This window comes from Ruegeria sp. CJ2 (assembly GCF_056536745.1).
Genome location: NZ_JBQFQF010000005.1, coordinates 163,510 through 182,664, shown reverse-complemented (window position 1 = coordinate 182,664; position 19,155 = coordinate 163,510). Strand labels below are relative to the sequence as shown.

Annotated in this window: 11 protein-coding genes; 6 read left to right on the top strand and 5 right to left on the bottom strand. The window is 55.2% G+C overall.

The features are described 5' to 3' along the window. Positions 1-225 precede the first annotated feature (225 nt). A complete protein-coding gene (locus ACR0MS_RS09310; protein ID WP_480574226.1) occupies positions 226-2,709 on the top strand; it encodes a response regulator in 2,484 nt (827 codons plus the stop codon). A gap of 3 nt (positions 2,710-2,712) precedes the next feature. Then, a complete protein-coding gene (locus tag ACR0MS_RS09305; RefSeq protein WP_480574223.1) occupies positions 2,713-4,326 on the top strand; it encodes an adenylate/guanylate cyclase domain-containing protein in 1,614 nt (537 codons plus the stop codon). 11 nt (positions 4,327-4,337) lie between these two features. Here the strand turns inward: ACR0MS_RS09305 and ACR0MS_RS09300 are convergent, their stop codons facing one another. After that, positions 4,338-4,706 carry a response regulator gene (locus ACR0MS_RS09300; RefSeq protein WP_480574220.1) on the bottom strand — a complete coding sequence of 123 codons (369 nt, stop codon included), beginning with the start codon at positions 4,704-4,706 and terminating at the stop codon, positions 4,338-4,340. Between the two features lie 268 nt (positions 4,707-4,974). Continuing rightward, on the bottom strand, positions 4,975-5,391 hold the full coding sequence (locus ACR0MS_RS09295) for a hypothetical protein (protein ID WP_480574217.1): 417 nt from the start codon (positions 5,389-5,391) through the stop codon (positions 4,975-4,977). A 163-nt stretch (positions 5,392-5,554) separates the two neighbouring features. On the opposite strand from ACR0MS_RS09295, the gene ACR0MS_RS09290 reads away from it, so the two are divergent. Beyond that, entirely contained in the window at positions 5,555-7,192 is a 1,638-nt protein-coding gene (locus ACR0MS_RS09290; RefSeq protein WP_480574214.1) for a winged helix-turn-helix domain-containing tetratricopeptide repeat protein, read from the top strand. 38 nt (positions 7,193-7,230) lie between these two features. On the opposite strand, the gene ACR0MS_RS09285 is transcribed toward ACR0MS_RS09290, so the two are convergent. Together ACR0MS_RS09285 and ACR0MS_RS09280 are read right to left on the bottom strand one after the other, a co-directional pair. Continuing rightward, positions 7,231-7,473, bottom strand: coding sequence for a glycine zipper 2TM domain-containing protein (locus ACR0MS_RS09285; RefSeq protein ID WP_480574210.1), 243 nt, complete (start codon positions 7,471-7,473; stop codon positions 7,231-7,233). A 266-nt stretch (positions 7,474-7,739) separates the two neighbouring features. Beyond that, on the bottom strand, positions 7,740-8,708 hold the full coding sequence (locus ACR0MS_RS09280; RefSeq protein ID WP_480574207.1) for a LysR family transcriptional regulator: 969 nt from the start codon (positions 8,706-8,708) through the stop codon (positions 7,740-7,742). Positions 8,709-8,959: 251 nt separating this feature from the next. Here ACR0MS_RS09280 and ACR0MS_RS09275 point away from each other — a divergent pair, with 251 nt between their 5' ends. The 3 genes from ACR0MS_RS09275 (at position 8,960) to ACR0MS_RS09265 (ending at position 15,665) form a co-directional block, all read left to right on the top strand. Continuing rightward, entirely contained in the window at positions 8,960-12,550 is a 3,591-nt protein-coding gene (locus tag ACR0MS_RS09275) for a spondin domain-containing protein (RefSeq protein WP_480574204.1), read from the top strand. Positions 12,551-12,622: 72 nt separating this feature from the next. After that, a complete protein-coding gene (locus ACR0MS_RS09270; protein ID WP_480574200.1) occupies positions 12,623-14,374 on the top strand; it encodes a type I secretion system permease/ATPase in 1,752 nt (583 codons plus the stop codon). After that, on the top strand, positions 14,367-15,665 hold the full coding sequence (locus tag ACR0MS_RS09265; protein ID WP_480574197.1) for an HlyD family type I secretion periplasmic adaptor subunit: 1,299 nt from the start codon (positions 14,367-14,369) through the stop codon (positions 15,663-15,665). The genes ACR0MS_RS09270 and ACR0MS_RS09265 overlap by 8 nt, the downstream gene beginning before the upstream one ends. Before the next feature lie 55 nt (positions 15,666-15,720). Here the strand turns inward: ACR0MS_RS09265 and ACR0MS_RS09260 are convergent, their stop codons facing one another. Beyond that, positions 15,721-19,056, bottom strand: coding sequence for an AAA family ATPase (locus ACR0MS_RS09260; RefSeq protein ID WP_480574194.1), 3,336 nt, complete (start codon positions 19,054-19,056; stop codon positions 15,721-15,723). Positions 19,057-19,155 lie beyond the last annotated feature (99 nt).

The window sequence follows — 19,155 nt, the reverse complement described above, 5'->3', positions numbered from 1 at the left end:
TCGACCTGGAAAACGATTTGTCGTCTCGACCCCGAACCACGTGTTCGGGGTCAACTTTTGCGAACTTCGGCACTCCTAGAGATCCTTGCTGGAAAAGGCACCAAAGGCCCAAGGTCCCGTTACACGCAACGAACACAATCTACTCAACATCGTAGATAATCCTTGCAAGACTGAGGCTGCACCTGATCTTGTGACCAAAATCGAAGTGTTTTGGGGGAGAGGCGCTTGCGGACAGAACAAGATCAAGACTACGAAAACGAATTGCGCATTTACGAAGCGCTGAACGTAGCATCGACAACGCCCATTTTTGGACTGTCTTTCTTAATGGCCTTTGCGGTCATTATTTTGCAGATCGGCCCCTCGAACCTGACGCTGGGTGCAACTGCATCTTTGATCGTACTGCTGGTCATGAATTTTCTGGGGATGAAAAGCTATTACGCTTTGCGCAACAAGCCACGACCCAAAGCAATTTCCAAGCGGCGATTGAAGGTAATCCTCTGTACTTCGATAATCCTTGGAACTGGATGGGGCAGCTTCAATTTTTTCATGATGCCGCAACTGGCACCGCATGAGCAGATGGTGCTTTATCTGTTTGCATTTATCGGAGCGTTTGGCGGATCTACGACTTTTTCTCTCAGGGTGTCATGGGGCTTCTCAACCCCGGTTCTTTTCCTGACCTGGTTGTCCATGCTTCTTTGGGGCCCGCTGGCATGGTATTTCAACACGTTTACTATGATGGGCACTGTACTGGTTATCACTCAACTGACGTTCCTGACCAGAAAAAGTGCGATCAACGGCATCAAGTTGTCTCTGGCGAACACAAGAGCGCTCGACGATCAGTTTAAGGCTGAAAACCGAATGCGTGAATTGTCGCGCATCCCAGAGGAAAACCCGAACCCGGTCTTGCGCCTCAGCGATCAAGGCAAATTGATTTACGCGAACAAGGCAAGCGCCCCTTTGATGAAGGCGCTGCAGTTGAAGGTCGGCGATCAAGTCGGAAAAAATTGGCGCGAGCGGGTCGCCAGAGGAATGGAAGAGGACAAACGGCAAGATTTCGAGCAGGAAGGCGGAGATTTGATCTATGCCCTGTTGCTGTGGCCGGTTCCCGAAGGGGGTTACGCCAATATCTACGGCCGGGACATCACGCGGCAAAAGCGTGTCGAGAGCGAACTTCGCGTAGCCCGCGATATCGCGGAATCTGCCAATAAGACCAAAAGCACTTTCCTCGCCAATATGAGCCATGAGCTTCGCACGCCACTGAACGCGATTATCGGATACAGCGAATTGATGCTGGAAGAAGCCATTGATCAGAATGACGAAGCGAACCTGAGCGATCTGAAGAAAATCCAATCCGCCGGAAAACACCTTCTTGCGCTGATCAATGACGTATTGGACCTCTCGAAAATCGAAGCTGGCAAGATGGAATTCGATCTGGAATCTTTCGATGTTTGCCGGATGATCAAGGACGTCAGCGCGACTGTAGAGCCATTGGCAGAGAAGAACGAAAATACGCTGGAAATCTTGTGCCCGGACGATATCGGTGAGATGGTCTGTGACTTGACCAAGATCCGGCAGGCCCTGCTGAACCTGCTGTCCAATGCCTGCAAATTCACTGAAAAGGAAAAGATCACCCTATCGGTCGTGAAGTCGAACGACGCGGATCACCTGGAATTTGCGGTTGTCGATCACGGCATCGGCATGTCTCCGGAACAGGTGGATAGGATTTTCGACGCCTTTACGCAGGCCGACTCGTCTACCACCCGGAATTATGGCGGCACCGGGTTGGGATTGTCCATCACGAAAGCCTTCTGTGAACAGTTGGGGGGCCACATTCATTGCGACAGCACTCTTGGGCAAGGGTCGACATTCACGATCAGTCTGCCGCGCATCTGCCGGGACCCCGCGGCAGACGTCATGCCGCAATCCGGCGATTCCGAGGATGATCTGAACAGCGATCCAAATGCGCCCTTGGTTCTGTTGGTCGATGACGATCCAACCGTGCATGATCTTTTGGGTCGACGTCTGCGTCGGGAAGGATATCGAGTTCTTGTTTCAACCAACGGCGAAGAGGCCTTGGAATTGGCGCGGACAGCCAAACCCGATGCCATCACGCTGGATGTCTTCATGCCCCAAATTGATGGATGGGCCGTCTTGTCAAAACTGAAGGACGATCCGGGGCTGGCGGATATACCTGTCATCATGTTGACCTTTGCAGAAGATCGCAAAAGGGGCCTGTCGCTGGGGGCCAGCGAATACTTGGGCAAGCCGATTGACACGGTTGAGTTGCTGAATGCGCTGAAAGAACATTGCCCCACTCTGCCGTCCCCCCATGCGTTGGTTGTAGAGGACGAAGCCGCAACGCGCGAATTGATCTGCAGGGTTCTTGAAAAGGAGGGCTGGCGTATCGGCACGGCCGTCAACGGGCTGGACGCCCTTCAACGGCTCTCTGAATCTGTGCCGGATGTGATTTTGCTGGATCTCATGATGCCCGAGATGGACGGATTTGAGTTTCTTGCGGGGATGAGGAAAAACCCCGATTGGAAAGACATTCCCGTTATCATCGTAACGGCCAAAACGCTGTCCAACGAAGATCGCGCACGGCTGAATGGCTTAGTCCAGACACTGATCCGCAAAGATGGCGATGAAATTGAAACCATTCTGAGTCAGTTGAACGAAGTCCTGCCGACCTCACGCTCTGAGGATACGTAATTTGTGACTGACATCCCAGAATCCCAGGCGCAGAACGCCCAGGCTGTTTGGTTGGCAAATCTACGCCAGAACCTGATCTCTCCGGTCAGCGCCATTGTCGGTCTTTGCGAGCTTCTTGAAAATGAAGCCGGGCAATCGGATCTGACTGATGCGACCACCGACCTGAAACGGATTTCAACGGCTGCGAGTGAATTGAGCACATTTGTGGATCAACTTCTTCACCCCGATATGGTGGTAAAACTGACCGTCAGCGGGGATGAAGGCACAAAACGGCTGCGACACGACCTGCGAACGCCGATGAATGCAATCAAAGGATACGGCGAGATGCTGCTTGAGGATCTGGATGATCTGAATGCGCGGCATTTGGAACCAGATTTGCAGGGTCTGTTGGATCACACGGACGCCCTTCTAAGTCAAATCGACATGCTCGCGTCTTTGTCCGACAATCCGACCGGTGAGACCCCTCAAATCCCCGACGCGCCCGGAGAGGCCGCGGCGATGTTTGCCAGTCTGACGCACAGTATGCGCTCGATTGCTCCGATTTCAGAAACTGATGCGCTCACCGGACGCATCCTTGTTGTCGATGATGTCGAAGCCAACCGAGAGTTGCTTGCCCGCCGGCTCAAACGGGACGGGCACGAGGTCTGGACCGCTGACGGGGGGCACTCGGCGCTGCAAACGATGTCGCAACATCCGTTCGATCTTGTTCTGCTTGATCTCATGATGCCGGATATCAACGGCTACGATGTGCTGACACGATTAAAAGAAAATGATGATTGGCGCGATATCCCGGTGATCATGATTTCAGCACTTGATGAGATCGAAAGCGTCGCGCGTTGCATTGAAGTTGGCGCAGAAGATTACCTGCCCAAACCGTTCAATCCAATCTTGTTGCAAGCCCGCATCCGCGCCGCGCTGGAAAAAAGCCAGTGGCGCGAACGAGAACGTCACTACCTTTGGCAGATGGAAGCAGAAAAACAGAAATACAAAGACCTGCTCCACAGTATTCTGCCGCAAAAGATCGTAACCCGTTTGAATGGCGGAGAGACAACAATTGCCGACCGGCATGACGACGTCACTGTCCTGTTTTCGGACATCGTGGGCTTTACCGAAATGTCGGCAAAACTGCCTCCCGCACAAGTCGTTCACTATCTAAACCGGATTTTTTCGGACTTTGACAAAGCCGCCTCCGAACTCGGCGTGGAAAAGATCAAAACTATCGGAGACGCCTATATGGTTGCTGCGGGTGTGCCCGATCATCGAAACGACCACGCCGAAGTGATTATCGAGATGGCAAATCGGATGTTGTCACGGGTCGAGGCGCTGAACCACGAGATGGATTATTCCATGAACATCAGAATTGGCATCCACAGCGGACCCGTGGTTGCCGGTATAATCGGGTCGCACCGGTTCCTCTACGATGTCTGGGGGGATACGGTAAACGTCGCCAGCCGTCTTGAATCGACGGGCGCACCGGGTCGCATTCAAATCTCAGAAGAAACCGCAAAGCGGGTAAGGCATCGCTTTGAACTGTCCGACCCCATGGATGTCAGGATCAAAGGTAAAGGCCAGGCCAGAACCTTCTTTGTGACAGAGCGCAAATCTGATCCTGAATAGATGGCTTTTCGTCAGGATGCTGAAAGTAGCTTTTCTATTTTTTCAAGCAAACGACCAAGCTCTACAGGTTTGGTGTCAAAGTCGTCGCAACCTGCGTCCAGCGCTTTTTCCCGGTCACTCGCCATGGCATGTGCCGTCAACGCAACCACCGGAATCGCGCTCGTCTCGGACGCTGCTTTGATACGTCGCGTGGCTTCCCATCCATCAATCTTGGGTAGGCTCATATCCATCAAAATGATGTCGGGGTTTTCTGCACCGGCCATGGTTACGCCTTCCAACCCGTCTTTCGCGACGACGACTTGAAACCCTTTGCGTTCCAACCGGCGCGACAGCATATCGCTGTTCATTTCGTTATCTTCCACCAACAGAACTTTTGCCAAAATCCCCCCCTTGCGCAGCCGCGCCTTTTGACTATCCAAAAGACAGAATAGTTCCAGATCCCAATTCAAAACGTCGGCAATGGCGCAAGACCGTGCAACGCGTCTCGATTGGGGCATTCTTTCATCTATTCAGTTTCACGCAACGAGTATTTTGTCGGTGTGAGCCTTCAAGTGTTCACTTTTCTAGCCTCTGGACCAACGGACGTGGCCGTTATTCGCTAGTCGGAACACGGCCACTTTGGGGATCAAGCGAGAAAGAGACCAAAACTCAAAGACCGGTCGACGGCTCAAAGCTGTGCAGTTCGAAGGTTTTCTTTCCGGCGGCATTGAATTTCTGGACCGTGTCGCCGACCCGCAGCACTGTCATGCAGCGGTAACGCCCCTTGTCGGCGGCCATAGAAACGCAAACTTTGTCTGTATCGGTAATGGCAAAGGCACCTGCGCCATTCCAGCCACCATTCGTAAGCTCTCCACTCACGATATTGTTCGCGTCATAGAAGAAACGAAATGTCTTCTCTCCGGATGTGGCGGTGACCGTGTGTCCAATCAGCAGTTCCGCAATCTGATCAGCCTTGAGGCGCTCGGCACCATTCCCCAATGCGGCCTCCAGCTCGGTTTGCGCGAATGCGCTACTTCCCGCCAGAATAACCGTGGCCGCCATGCAAAGTGTTTTCAGTTGTGACATTTCCTAACTCCTCCAAGTTTCGGGCGTTAAAAAGCAGACGCCTCGGAAAAGGCTACGCGCGCCGAGTTCGATGGGCTTGATCGGAAGCTGATTTTTTCTGACATTCTCCTGACAATCCCCAAACTTCGTTGAGCCAAAGACATTCCGGGGTGTAAGTTGCGGTATGTACCGTTTCTTGGAATTCCAGCTTGATCCGACACAGGGGCTATTCCGGTTAGACGAACCGGTGTCTCTGGAACCACAGGCCCTGCAGTTGCTGGAATTTCTCGTTCGGAACCGAAACAGAATAGTCAGCAAGCAAGAAATCATTGATGAGATTTGGGATGGGGCGGCGATCACAGACGCGGCGCTGAACACGCGCATTCGGTCCGTGCGCAAGGCCTTGGGCGACTCGGCGGCAAGCTCGGACTACATCAAGACTTTCCCCAAGCGCGGGTTCCAGTTTGTGGCCCCGGTTGTTGCCGAGGACGCGCCACCCGAGCGCAGGAGCAAATCAACAAAACGCGGTATGCTTATTGCGGGTGCCCTGCTGGGATTGGCAGTTGCCATGTTGATGGTTTCCATCTTCGCGGATCGGCAGCGGTTGCCCGACACTGGAAAGCCGTCATTGGCCATCGTTCAATTTGACAATATCGGGGACGAAAGAACCGGACAGTATTTCGTTGACGGCCTCACCGATGACCTGATCGCGCATCTGTCGCGCAACCGGGAACTGTTTGTTGTGTCCAGCGCGACCATGTTCTCATATGCAAAGGATCAGGCGACCCCGATCGAAATCGCACGTGACCTTGGTGTTGGTTATGTCGTTCGAGGCAGCGTCCGCCGTGCGGATGGTCAGGTGCGGATCAGCGGCGAGCTTATTGACGTCGACAGCGCCGAAACCATCTGGGCCGAGGTTTTTGACCGGCAGGTCACCGACATCTTTGATGTGCAGGACGAGATCAGCCGGGCCATCGCGGGCCAGTTGCTGCCCGAGATTTATCAGTCCGGCGAGGCGCGATCGCAGGAGAAACCGACCGAGGATATGGATGCGTGGGATCTGTATCTGCGCGGCCGGGCACGACAGGCGGTCTTTTCGCAGGAGGCGCAGCAGGACGCGGTGGCCTTTGCGCAGGATGCCATCGCTGTTGATCCAAGCTTTGCCGCAGCCTACAGCCTGCTGGCCCGAGCGTTTGGGACGATCTTCTTTTTTCAGTGGACCGATACCCCTCAGGACACGCTGATTGCCGCAACCGAAGCGGCCAAGCGCGCGATCGAGCTGGACGATCAGGATGCACAAGCTCATGCGGCCCTTGGCTACATCTACCGCTTTACCGGAGAGGCCGATCCAGCCGTTGCAAATCTGGAACGCGCCGTATCACTCAACCCCAATGACGCCCGTATCCGGCTTGAATTGGCGCATACCTATGACTGGTTCCGCTTGCAGGATCGCGCCCTGCCCGAGATAGAAATGGCGATCCGGTTAAGCCCGCGCGATCCAATGTTGCAGAACATGTATTTCTACAAAGGACATATCCTGTTCCATCTCGAGCGATACGAGGAAGCGCTGGACGCTGCCCGGCAATTGGGTGCGGTGGCAACAAGCAATACGTGGCGACTGTTTCACCACCTGCTGAGCGCGGCCACTCTTGCTGAGATGGGCAGATCGGAAGAGGCGCAGAAAGCTGTCAACGCAGCGTTGGAGATCAACCCTAAACTGTCAATTTCCGCGATGCGCCGGCAATTTGCAGGATCAAAAAACCACCCCGAAAACAGACGCATCTGGCTGGCTAGCCTGCAAAAGGCGGGCATACCAGAGTAAGGCTGAATTCTCTGCCGCGAAACGGCCGGCAGAACGTGTCAGTGACAGGCCGCTTGACCTGCATACATTCCAAGACCTGCGCCAGCCGCTGTAGATAGGGTCTTACCTGTTCCACCGCCGAACCGGTTTCCAACCACGCCACCAAGTGCGGCACCGCCCAGAACACCTGCGGCACAGCGCGCATCATGTTGTAGCTGAGCCTGAGTTGGCGTTGTCGGGGCCCCGCACGCCGCCAAGAACAATGATCCGCCAATAATGCTCGTCAAAACCACCTTTTTCATTCTGATCGCCTCTGAATTTGTCCGATGAGTTGCTTATTTAAGTGGTCCATGAGCAGTCATCGTACAAGGCTTGGATCTCTGTATTAAGGAACCGTAATCTTTTCTTAATGTTGTCGCTTTGAGCGAAAGATAATTGGCAACCGCCAATTCATAGCGCGATCTGGAGCGACTATTTCCTAGCCTGTCTGGACACTGCAATATTCACCGCTATCAAAACTTAAGTCGGATCCGGGAGACAACCGCGCTTTCGCCGATTTGCCCGTTATTCAGTTCGGCAGTTCCAATCGGCAATTCTCAATCTTCGGCTCATCTGGCACGAAGATATCCCGGCACGTTTCGATCAGGAAATTTTTGGTTGTCTGCACATGGGGATAGTTCGCGACATCCTGATGGGTGAGCAGCCATAACTCCAATGATGATTTCATAAACCCCGGCATCACCTCGACCAAATTCGAATGGGCCTGTCCCATGTATCGTGGCAAGACAGCAAAGCCGAAACCGCTTTTGACTGCTGTCAGCTGCGCGGTGATATTGTCGGTACGAGCCGCCACGTTGCATCTTTCCGAGATCTTTCGAAATTCGATCTCTTGCACTGTTTGGCTCAGCGCTCCGGTCGCGAGAATGACATTGTGCCCCGACAGTTCCGCGGGGCTGTTTATCTGGTCCAGCCCGAATAGATAATCGTCCAGTGCATAGATCCCAAATTTCACATCGCCAAGCTTTTCGCTTTGGATGCGATGCGCTTCGGGTTTACCCATACGCAGGGCAATATCGGCCTCGCGGCTGTGCATGTTGATACGCGTATTGGACAACAAAAGGTCCAGCCTTATTTGCGGGTTCAGAGAGTGAAACTCGACCAGCTTGGGCACAAGAACCGCCTCACCCAGACCTTGGGGTGCCGCAACCGCGACGCGCCCTCCGCTCAGGCCGCGATGGGCGCGTGTGATTTCACCGGCATGACACATCTCGGCTTCGATCCGTTCGGCGATGCGCAAGATATCTTCGCCAACGGATGTCAGCTTGACCCCCATCTGCCCCCGGTCGAAAAGAGGCACCGACAGGTCCCGCTCCAGCTCTCGGAGTTTTCGGCCGACTGTCGCGGGGCTTTCCGACAGCCGTTCCGAAGCGCGAGCTATGCTTCCCGCACGCGCCACGCATAACAGGAAACGGACCAGATCCCAGTCGTGAATGGGAAACTTTTCAAAGCAGTCGGGCGATGTCGGATCGTCTGTCATTTGCATTCGGTCAGTTGAAAACACATAAAAAGCAATAAATCGCCCCCGAAAAAAGTGACTTCAAATTTAGTTGTACTCTTGTGAGGAAAAATTTTTATTTCTCAAAATTTATGGGCGATGGCCGCTGAACGGCCTTTTTTACCTTGGTGATGACCCACCCTTCATTTTTGAACAGTTGCGACTGATTTTGCCAGCCGCAGGTATCCAGACGCGGGCACATGAAGTGTTTGTTTAACAGTTTGGAGTGTAAAATGAATCCCCAAGACGAAATGGGCCAACTCATTGAAGGTGATGAGAATGCCAATGATCTGGTCGGTACTGCGGGCGATGATATCATCCGTGGTAATGGCGGCAATGACACCCTGACAGGTGGCAAGGGTAACGACACGCTGGATGGTGGTGAAGATATCGACACCGCCGCGTTCAACGATATCGACGTCCCTGTCCAAGTTGATCTGGGCGATGGCACGGCGACGCGTGAAACCGGGTTCTCGGTTGTCATCGAAGACGCGCCCTTTGTGAACTTCGGCAACCCTGAAGACAGCCTTGTAGATGCGGCTGTTGAGGAACTTCTGTACTACAACATCCACACTGCTGACTTCCCGGGCGGGGAAATCCGCGGTCAGTTGCTGGTCGTTGAAAACGGGCTTGATGAAGAAGGCAACGGGGTATTGGTTCTTGAGGCGTCGCTGGACGCATCACAAGAGCCCGGCCCCCTGTCGGACTCGCTTGCAACCGGAACTGCGACCGTTGTGGTCACCGTTGTGGACGGCGTGGCGACGTATTCGTCCGAGCTGTCGGTAACCGGCCTGGCGGTATCCGACCTGCTGACCCCGATCCCGGGCGTTGTCTCGGCCATCCACCTGCATAACGCGCCTGCTGGTCAGAATGGCCCGGTGGTGCGTGACTCGCTGGTCGATGCCGGTGCAGAGCTGGCGAGTGCAGAAGAAGTATCGGACAACCCGTCCGGCGTGCTGGCTGTTGAAGATGTTACCGTGGCGGTATCCGAAACCGACACCCTGATCAGCATCGAAAACGTCATTGGATCGGATGACGCAGACGTTCTGGTCGGCGACGGCAACGCCAACGTTCTGAACGGTCTGGGCGATGACGATATCCTGAGCGGCCTTGGCGGTGCGGATGTGCTGAATGGCGGAGCGGGTGACGATATCCTGTCCGGCGGCGGTGGCACCGACATCATCGACGGCGGTGAAGGCATCGACACCAACGACTTTGCCAACACCAACCTGGGCGCAGAAGATCCGACCATCGCCGGAGTTCGCGTAACGCTTGCCGCAGATGGTAGTGGTACAGCCGAATATAATGGCGGCGGCGGAAACGGCCCGCTGATTCAGGAAGAGTTCACCAATATCGAGAACATCACCGGCTCGTCCAACGATGACGAGATTGTTGCGACAGGCGCAGCTCCGAACACCATCGACGGTGGTGCCGGGGACGACTTTATCGCTGGTGGCGGTGGCACCGACTTCCTGAGCGGCGGTGAAGGCATCGACACCAACAGCTTCCAGGGTATCGGAGCCGAGGTTGTCGCAGACCTGGCAACGGGCAGCGCGTCCTATGCACCGAACGAGAACGTCACTGTTTTCGAAAACTTCAGTGGGTTCGAAAATCTGGACGGTTCTGCCAATGATGACCAGTTGTTCGGTGACAATGGCGCCAACACGTTGACCGGCAACCTCGGCAACGACCTGCTGGTTGGTCGGGGCGGCAATGACGTTCTTGAAGGCGGCATCGGCAACGATATTCTGCGCGGCGGCGGCGGTAGCGACATCACCGATGGTGGTGAAGGGATCGACACAGCCGATTTCCAGGATATCGGCGCAGGCGTGACAGCTGACCTGAATGACGGAACGGCTGTCTATTCGGCTCCGAACGGCAATGAGGTTGTTGATCAGCTGATCAGCATCGAGAACCTGACCGGTTCTGCCAATGACGACACCCTGATCGGCGACGCGGGTGAGAACCTGCTGGCTGGTGGTGCAGGGAACGACGTCATCAATGGCGGCGCAGGCAATGACGTGATCCGGGGCGACGCCATCGGCGATGGCGAAGCGATCACCGTATCCGTCACCAACACGCTGGGCGAAGGCGGAACCTTCCTGACACCTGTCTGGTTTGGTTTCCACGATGGTGCCAATTTCGACCTGTTCAACGAAGGCGAAGCGGCCAGTCTTGGGCTGGAACGTCTGGCCGAAGATGGCAGCGTTGAAGGCATCGCGGCCGAATTCAACCAGCAGGTCGGTGATGGCGGAGTGGACGCGACCATTATTGGCGGCATCGGTGCTCCGGGTCCGATTGATCCGGGCGAAACGGCCAGCTTCACGCTGAACGTCAATGCCGATCAGGTTGGACAGGGCTTCTTTACCTGGGCAACCATGATTATCCCGTCCAACGACGCATTCCTGGCCGTACCGGATGACGCTCTGGCTGATCCGATCTTTGACGAAGAGGGCAACTTCCTTGGCCCGGTCGTCATCGAACGCTTTGGCAGTGACGTTCTGGATGCGGGCACCGAGGCCAACAACGAAGAAGGCGCAGCCTTCCTCAACCAGACCGCGCGTGATCAGGGCACAGCCGAGAATGGCGTTGTGGGTGCGCATCCGGGCTTCAACGGTTCGGAAGGCAACCCAGAAGGCGAACCTGTCAACATTCTGGGTGGCGAGACCGCCGCCGGTACGATTGTTGACCCGATCGAAGGTGACTTCACCCGTAACAACGGTGAAGAGCAGCTGCTGCGCCTCGTGATCGACATCGCAGAAGGTGGCGATGACGAGCTGTTCGGCGGTGCCGGTGACGACATCATCGACGGCGGTCGTGGTGACGACCTGCTGGACGGTGGTGCCGACAACGACACGCTGATCGGTGGGTCCGGTCGCGACACCTTTGCCTTCCGGCGCGGGAGCGGATTTGACGTTGTGGCCGACTTCTCGGTCAGCGTCGAAGACGGCGACTTCCTGGATGTGTCGGATTTCGGGATCACTCAGTTCGAGGACCTCGACATCTCGGCCGATGGCGAAAACACCGTCATTGATCTGGGCAATGGTGATCAGGTCACGCTGGAAGGCGTTGCCCCGAACGAGCTGGTAGCCGAGAACTTCGTGTTCGCACCGGTTGAGCCTGAGGTGAACATCGCGCCGACAAACGGTAACGATGATCTTCAGGGCGGTGCTGGCGACGAGGAAATCGAAGCTGGCAATGGCGACGACATCGTTCTGGCCGGTGCTGGCAATGACACGGTCAACGGCGGCAATGGCGATGATGATCTGGACGGCGAAGCCGGAAACGATCAGCTTATCGGCGGCAACGGCGATGATGACCTGACCGGCGGTCTGGGCAATGACACCCTCGAAGGTGGCAACGGTGACGACCTTCTGGATGGCGGCGAAGGTGCCGACACTCTGGGCGGTGGTCGCGGTGACGACATCATCGACGGTGGCCTTGGCAACGACATGATCGAAGGTGGTCGCGGCAACGACGTCATTGACGGCGGTGAAGGCAACGACGTGATCTGTGCCGGAAGCGGTGATGACATCATCAACGGTGGCCTTGGCAACGACCGTCTGGAAGGGGCCCGGGGTTCGGACACCTTCGTCTTCGAAGCCGGATTGGGTGACGACGTCATCGGCGACTTCGAGGCATTTGCCAACGGTGACGTTCTGGACCTGACCTCGAGCGATTTCGATTTCGAAACCTTCGATGACCTGTCCGGTGCGATTTCGCAGGATGGCAACGATGTTGTCATCGACCTGGGCGACGAAGGCAGCATCACGCTGCTGGGTATCCAGGTTGCGGACCTGAACGAAGACAACGTCCTGGTCTGATCCAGCTTGCGGCGGCGGCCCGACGGTCGCCGCCGCCTTTCCCGTTAACTTTTGTCCAGAAAGAGGGTCGCCATGTCCCACAGTTCCCTCAAACGTACCGAGCTTGAGCAAGCCGTTCGCGCTGCTCGCCCGGGTCTCTTTTCAATTGGCGCCATCAGCATGGTGATCAACCTGACAATGCTAACCGGCCCTTTGTTCATGATTTTGGTGTATGACCGCGCCCTGCCCAGCCAAAGCTATCAGACGCTGTTTGCCCTCAGTGTGCTGATGCTGGGTCTGTATCTGGTGTTTGGCCTTCTGTCCCTCGTGCGCTCGCGCATTCTGGTGCGCATCGGCAATCGCATCGGCAACATGCTGGAAAAGCGTGTGTTTGACGCCCAGATTGAACGCTCTGTCAAAGAAGGTGGTGCCAAGGGGCGCGACGCTGTCGGAGATCTGAACACCCTCCGAGAATTTGTCGGCGGCTCGACCCTGGCCGTCATATTCGATGCGCCTTGGACGCCGATCTATCTGGGATTTGCCTATCTGCTGCATCCATGGCTGGGATACGCCGGTCTCGCCGGGGTGGTGTTTCTGGTCGGTGTCGCGATCCTGAATAACGCGCTGACCCAACGCGGCATCGCCCGCGCCACCCCGCTGCAGACCCGCGGGGCACGAATTCTGAACGACGTGATCCGCAACCACGAAGTCACCCATGCGATGCGGATGCGGGACGATCTTTACCAGCATTGGCACCAACTGAACGGCAAGGCGCAGGTCAGGCAAAGCCGGATCAGCGATATGGCGGCGACGCTGTCGTCGATCTCGCGCACAGTGCGGCTGATGCTGCAGTCCGCCGTGTTGGGCCTGGGCGCGTATCTGGCCATTTCCGGTGATTTGAGCGCCGGTTCCATCATCGCAGCCTCGGTTCTGGTTGGCCGCGCGTTGGCCCCGGCGGATCAGGCCATCGGCAGTTGGCGTCAATATGTTATCGCCAGCGCCGCGCGGCAGCGACTGAACACGTTGCTGACCGACTACCCGGCTGCGCGCAGCTCGGTTCAGCTGCCCCACCCTCGTGGAGATCTGGAGTTGAAGAACGTATTCGCTACCACGCCTGACGGTGCGAAGATGGCGCTTAGAAACGTGTCGATGTCTTTGAAGGCTGGCGAAGTTCTGGCCGTGATCGGACCCAGCGGATCGGGCAAATCCACCCTCGCCCGCGTTATCATCGGCGCGCTGGAACCCAGCCGTGGCAGTGTACGTCTGGATAATGCGGACATGACCTATTGGAATGCCGTGCAATTGCGGGATTCGGTCGGCTACATGCCGCAGACAGTCGAACTGTTCGATGGCACGGTCCGCGAAAATATCGCTCGTTTTCAAGCAGATGCCACAGATTCCGACGTATTGCAGGCAGCACAGGCAGCCAACGCGCATGACCTGATCCTGAAGCTGCCCAATGCCTATGACACTGCGCTGGGTGAAGCAGGCAGCGCCGTATCGGGTGGCGAACGACAGAGGATTGGCCTGGCCCGAGTTCTGTATCGAAACCCGTCATTGATCGTGCTGGATGAGCCGAACTCGAACCTTGACGCCGCAGGCACCGCCGCACTGAGCATGACGATCGACCGTCTGAAAGACCAAGGCAAGACCGTTGTCATCATCGCTCATCGTCTCGGTGCTCTTAATCAGGCCGACAAGGTGTTGGTGATGGATCAGGGCATGGTTTCGGCCTTTGGCCCACGGGATGAAATTCTGAGAACCTATTCTGAGAACCGCGCCAAGAAATCGCGCACTGAGGCGGCTGCCACCGCGTCAAAAGATAAGGATGAGACACATGCGTGAGGATGCAACAACCCCGACAGATCGCTTTGGCAGATGGATTGCCTTCAGCAGCGCTGTGATGGCACTGACAGTGGGCGGGTTGGCCTATTGGTCGATGACCACCCGGATTGACGGCGCAATCGTCGCGCCCGGCATGGTCGCGTTGGAAACGGACCGCCAGACGATCCAGCATCTTGAAGGCGGGATCATCTACGAAATTCGCGTCTCGGAGGATGATGCGGTTAAACAGGGTCAGGTGCTGGTCAGTCTGGACACCACAAGGGATCAGGCCGAACTGAACGCCCTGACCAGCCAGATCGAGACATTGTCCGTGCGCAAGGCACGCCTACGCGCCGAACTAGACACGACGGACTTCACTCTGCTGGCCTCGGATTTTTCGGAAACGGACAGCAGCAAGGAAATCTTTGCCAGCGAAGCCCAATTGTTCGAAAGTCGCGCAATGGCCAAAAGCGCCAACACAACTCAGTTGGAGACGCAAAAGCTGGCGTTGCTGGCGCAGGTATCGGGGTTGCGCAGTCAGATCAAATCGCAGGAAGCCAACCAAAAGCTAACCCAGGAAGAGTTGGAAACGGTAGCGGGTCTGCACGAAAAAGGCTTGGCCAATGTCACGCGTTTGTTGCAGGTCCGGCGCACGGTGCTTGATCTTGAAGCTGGCCTGTCAGGGAACGCGGCGCAGATCGACAGCGTTCTGGCACAGGTGGCCGAGGTTGAAAGCGCTCTGGTCAGTGATGCGGCCACATGGCGTGAAGAGGTGTCGACCGAACTGACAGCGGTCTCTCAGCAATTGCGCGAAGCTTATGAGCGCCAAACGACGGTCCGAGACCGGATTGCCCGAAGCCAGATCCTGGCCCCACTGGATGGGCGCGTTTTGAATCTGGGATTTCACACCAAGGGCGGTGTCGTGGCGCCGGGTCAGGCGCTGATGGATATCGTGCCCGTAGCAGAAAAGCCGGTTCTGATGGCAAATATTCCAGTCACCGAGATTGACCGTGTCGTGCCCGGGCAGGATGCACGGGTGCGTCTGACGGCATTTAACTACAACCAAACGCCTGAGCTGAACGGTTTGGTGAAATGGGTGTCCGCCGACACACTCTCGGACCCGGTCACCGGAGCGGTGTATTATAGTGCCGAAGTCGAAGTCTCGGCGGTCGAATATGGCAAGATTGATGGCAAGGAACTGGTACCCGGCATGCCGGTGGAGGTCTTGGTCTCAACAGGCGAGCGTCTGGTTGCCTCATATCTTTCCCGACCCATCCGTGATGCGATGACCAAGACGTTTCGGGATGAGTGACAAGAGCAGTGAGTGGATGTCCGTTGCGATCGTGGTTTTCGCGATTTGCAACGGACTAAGCTCCTGATATTTTGCCTAAAACTGTCTTATCAAGCAGATCATTGGCGTTGATCACGTCGACTGTTTGCTCTCCTCCTTTGACCGTTTCTAAGACAGCACTTAAGCCAAAATTGGGTGTAGGGGTCTGTCCGAATTTTTGACAGACTTTAATGTAGTCTACGACAACCCGAAGTTCGAACATATTTGCTTGCTGTCGTTTTGCGGTGTTTAAAGCCTCACAAAACTCTACTTCGGCGAACCGGCTTTCGGAAATAACGAGAGCATAAACCCGGTCGGTCTCAGCTTGCGCCCATCCTTCGTTTGTAAGGCTTTGGTACCTGCGAGCCTCGGCTAACAACTGAAAGGCATTTTCCCGATCTCCCGTTTTCAACGTGAGTTCCGCGATCAACGTCAAAAAGAAAGGTTTGTAATTCCCAGCTCCGCTGGCCCACCATGCTTCCGATGCCTGTCGTAATGCGTGGATGTTTTCCGGCTCAGGGGAAAGGTAGGCATCCACCCAGCTTCGCCAGAGCGTTGCAGTAAGCGACATGAAGGTGAACGAGTGTTTTGAAGACAGTTTCTCCAACTGATTTGCGGCTTCAATGACTTGTCCAGGTTCGCGGCGCAGAAGATAGAGCATACACAGGTAGGTTAGCGACTGTGCTATGCTATGCGCATGCTCCAGCTTTTGCGCCGCAGCGACCGCTCTTTTCTGGACTTCAAGTGCAGCGTCAGGCTCTCCGCGCATCCAAATAGCTAAACTCAAAAAGCAGGACGTGATCGCTGCGTGGTCAGATCCGTATATGTAGGCCAGATGCCCGTCGCGTTTCGGACTGTAAAGCTCTAACGCTTGACTCAAATGCTCGTATGCAGGGTCTAGTTCTCCAATATGAAACAGCACTGCGCCCATGGCTCGATGCCCTACCATTTGATGGTGAGTCTCACCCGTTGTATCTGCCAAATTCAGCAATTGCGCTGCGACGCTTCTCGCCAAGTCATACTCAGCACGCACCAAATGAAAGGAATACAACCCATTCAAAACAGGGAACAGATGTTCTGTTTCATCCACCCGTTCACACAAGTCGCGTATTCTTGCGTAAACGGTCCCTGTTTCATCGGCGGCTATTCCTGCAGTCGATCTTAAAACACCTGCTCTGAGAACCTGAACCTCAATTTCTCTCTGATCCCGTTCAACACTATCCGGCAGTTGGCTCAACTGCTCAATCGCTAAGGATAGCTGCGTGTTCGCTTCGATATTGGCAGAGCGTTGGATTGCGCGCTGACCGGCGAGATAGCGATAGTCGATTGCCTCCCTACTCATACCAGCCATCGTGTAGTGGTGAGCCAGAATTTCCGGACTGGCATCACCAATATGGGTTGAGTTGCCGCCTAAGGTTTGCGCAACACGTGCGTGCAAGACCCGGCGCTCGCTCTTCAAGAGGCTGTTGTAAGCTGTGTCGCGAATTAGGGCGTGGCGATAGCTGAATATTTCAAGACTTTCTTCTTTAGAAACTGTCACAATGCCTGCGTCGACCAAAAGTTCCAACCCCGCGCGCAACGCCTTGTCGCTGATCAGAGCGACCTTGGCGATCAACGGAAAAGAAAACTGAGGTCCGATAACCGCCCCGATCTGACCGACCTCCTTGACGGAGCTCAGTCGGTCAAGCCGCGCCATAAGTGCATCATGCAACGTGCTTGGGACCGAGTTTGCCGGGGACGCCCCACCCTTCGAGTATGCGTCCCGTCCTTTTGTCAAAACCCCTGATTCCAATAGATCTTTTGTCACTTCTTCGACAAATAGCGGGACGCCATCGGATCTGGCAGCGACGACATTGTACATTTCGTCAGAAATCGAATGCCCTTTTGCAACTTCGTCCACAATGTTTTTGACCTGGTGAAAGTCCAATTGCTTCAAGACCAATTTAGAAAGGTTGGATTGCAATGCCCAACCAGGGTCGAATTCAGGTCTGAATGTCATTACGACCAACACTGGAAGATCACGAATCCGATCAGCAATTCGGTCAAGCAACAATTTAGTTGTCGGATCAATCCAATGCGCGTCTTCAAACAAGAGCAACACTGGCTTTTGCTCTGCTTGCGAGGTCAGATTGCCCAACAGCATTTCTAACGTCTGATCCATGAGTTGCTGTGGCGCCAGGTTCAGTTCCCCCAATTGGTCTTCAAACGGAACCGAAAGAAGGGACGCGGCCAGCTTCAGTGTGTGGTCGGACTGGTCACTTAGAACAGAGGATATCTTTTTGAGTTTTACTTCGTTTTTGTCGTCTGAACGAAGGCCCGCTGCATTCTCAATTTGACGAATGGCCGGATAAAACGCACTCGCGTAATGGTAGGGAGAACACTGATATCGCGTTTGAGTGTGCGACATCCTCGGAATGCTCTGCCTGAGTTCCTCGACTAATCGAGACTTGCCGATTCCTGGTTCGCCGGACACCAGCACGACTTGCCCTTGCCCGCCACTTGCCAACTTCCACTTTTCATAAAGCGCCTCATATTCTGCGGCGCGTCCGATCAAAGGGTTCAGAACCTCGTTATCCTCTGCCATGAAACGGCTGACTGTTTCCCGTGCTCCTGTCACCTGCCAGGCTTCGACCTCTCTGGCAAAACCTTTAAGCTTGAATGCGCCACGCAGAACGTATTCGAAAGCATCACCCGCCAAATGATGAGTATTGGGGGCGACGATCAATGTCCCGGGCTCAGCCATTGCTTGTAGACGTGCGGCCAGATTGGGTGTCTCCCCCATTGCCGTTCCGTCCTCAAACATTTTTTCACCACGTAGGTCGCCTACAACCACCAACCCGGTTGCGATCCCAATTCGGACGTTCAGTTTGGCGTGAGTGCGGATGGCTGGAATTTCCTCGATAATGCGAAGACCTGCACGAATGGCTCGCTCTGGGTCATCTTCGTGCGCGTGAGGAAACCCGAAAAAGACCATAATCCCATCGCCATAGTAACTCGCAATATGGCCATCAAAAGCGGCCACCGACGCAGCGCAGGTTTCTTTGAACAGTCGCAGTACTTCCGCCAAATCTTCCGGATCGACGCGCTGGGATATTTCCGTTGATCCAACCAAATCTATGAACATGACGGTAAGTTGCCGACGCTCAGCGACGATCGCGGGACCTAAGGCAGTGTTGCGCGGGTAATCCTCTCCCTGTGCGTCGGCTCGAACAGCTTTCATGAATCGGCGCCTCGGACCCAAGGGAAGCCCGATTGTAGTGAGATCTTTGTCGGTTAGTTCGGTTAGATCACCTAATTCAATCTCGTGATCTGCAAATGCCTCAGCATATTTGGACAAGCCATGTTTCTCTAGCCAGCGCAAGATATCAGACATTTGATCCTTTCGCGTGCACCGGCTGCAGGACTATCGCCTGCTACTCACCGGCATGCTTCCCTGTGTCTAGTAATTCGTTGCAGTTTATCGAGTCGCTAT